This is a genomic window from Acetobacter lambici, assembly GCF_011516885.1.
Taxonomy (GTDB): Bacteria; Pseudomonadota; Alphaproteobacteria; order Acetobacterales; family Acetobacteraceae; genus Acetobacter; species Acetobacter lambici.
This window is the reverse complement of sequence record NZ_WOTD01000120.1, coordinates 1-1,846: the sequence shown is the minus strand read 5'-3', so window position 1 is coordinate 1,846 and position 1,846 is coordinate 1. Positions and strand designations below refer to the sequence as shown.

Sequence of the window (1,846 nt, the reverse complement as noted above, 5' to 3'; positions counted from 1 at the left end):
CCTTGTAGGCGGGGAACCGGGCTGTCTTTGTCTGGTAGGCGATGGAGCGCACTTCGCGTTCGGCCAGTTCCGCCTTCAGAAGCTGCGAGAGAATGGGGATGGCCGCCCCGAAGGCGGGCGCGCCCTGCTCAATGAGGTCAGCCGTGGCCTGGGCCATGCCATACATCCGCAGTCCACGGAGCATGACGACAAGTGAGGCGGCGGCAGGATCATGACGCATGGCGACTGTCCCCACGCAGGATGTCATAGCGCCCTGTATCGGCGCACGGTTCGTGTTCGAGCACCAGGGCCTGTGGAGCATCAAGCCGGAGAACCACGGTTCTTTTGGCATCAATCAGGCGATGCAGCGTATTGAGAACATGGGTCTTGGTCGCCACGCCATCTTCAAGAGCCAGTTCAACCGCGCAGAGGACGGCCTGCTCATCATGCTGCAGCACCAGGGCCAGGATTTCAGCCATTTCCCGGTCGCCTCCAGGCCGCCTGAGCAGTTGATCCTGCAGGGTCCGGAAGGCGGCTGGCAATTCGGTAAACGGTGCGCCATTGCGCAGGGCGCCCGGTTTGCGCTGGATGACCGCCAGATAATGCCGCCAGTCATAAACCGTGCGGCCTGGCACACCATGCGAACGCGTGATGATCCGGTCATGCACGCACAGAACCTGCCCTTCGGCGATAATGCGCAGCTTGTCAGGATAAACCCGCAGGCTGACCGGACGATTGGCAAAGGAGGCCGGCACGCTGTAGCGGTTGCCTTCGAACTGGATCAGGCAGGTTGGTGAGACGCGCTTGGTCTGTTCGACAAACCCGTCAAAGGGACGCCCCGGCACCATGAGGTGGGGACGTTCGCTTGCATGGACCTCGGAGACGCTACACGGCAATCCAGCATGCCGCAGCCGTTCCCAACGGTCCAGGCAGCGGGCTTCCAGCCAGGCATTCAGCGCCCCCAGATCGGGAAAGGCGGGCAAATCCTGCCAGATCTGGCGCCGGGCATCCTGCACGGTCTTCTCGATCTGCCCTTTCTCCCATCCGGCTGCCGGATTGCAGAAGGTCGGCTCGAACAGGTAATGGCTGGCCAGGGCCATGAAGCGCAGGTTGACCTGACGCGCCTTGCCCGACCCAATCCGGTCCACGGCCGTCTTCATGTTATCAAAAATACCCCGCCGCGGCACGCCACCGAGCACGCGGAAGGCCTCGGTAAGCGCATCAAAAAGCATCTCGTGGGTCTGTAGGGGATAGGCCCTGAGTATGAAGGCCCGGCTGAAGGACAGTTTGGTGTGGGCAACCTGCAGCTTGACGCGACGGTCGGCAATCACCGCCCAGTCCTCGCCCCAGTCAAACTGGAAGGCTTCCCCGGGCTGGAAGCACAGGGGCACGAAAACACCCCGGCCCGTTGTCTGGCGTGCCTGGTGCTGTTCGTGTTTCCACTGCCGGATGAAAGCAGCCACCCGTCCGTAGGATCCATCATAACCCAGTGCCACAAGGTCTTCATACAACCGTCGCGCCGTGCGCCGGTTCTTGCGGGATCGGGCGGCTTCCAGAACCAGCCATCCCCTCAATTTGTCAGCAAACGGGTCCAGTCGGCTGGGACGTTCGGGAACCTGGAACCGCGGTTCAATGCTCTCTGCCCGGAGATATTTCCGGATCGTATTGCGTGACAGTCCCGTCCGGCGTTCGATCTCGCGGATCGGAAGATGATCCCGGCGATGCCACCGGCGGATCACACTCAGAAGCTCCATGTCAATCACTCCAAAAACCCCCCAGAAAATGATGCCGGGGAGTGTGAAGGCATGGGTCAAATCTCGATGAAAATTTCCGCCCTACCCGGGTCAGTTCTCAGTGAAAATCAACA

Annotated in this window: 2 protein-coding genes; both read right to left on the bottom strand. The window is 61.3% G+C overall.

The features are described 5' to 3' along the window. Positions 1 to 220 (bottom strand): ATP-binding protein (locus GOB86_RS15360; RefSeq protein ID WP_242012722.1); only part of this gene is annotated, 220 nt, incomplete at its 3' end. After that, positions 210 to 1,733 carry an IS21 family transposase gene (istA, locus tag GOB86_RS15355; RefSeq protein WP_035366403.1) on the bottom strand — a complete coding sequence of 508 codons (1,524 nt, stop codon included), beginning with the start codon at positions 1,731 to 1,733 and terminating at the stop codon, positions 210 to 212. The genes GOB86_RS15360 and istA, both read right to left, overlap by 11 nt. Between the last annotated feature and the right edge of the window lie 113 nt (positions 1,734 to 1,846).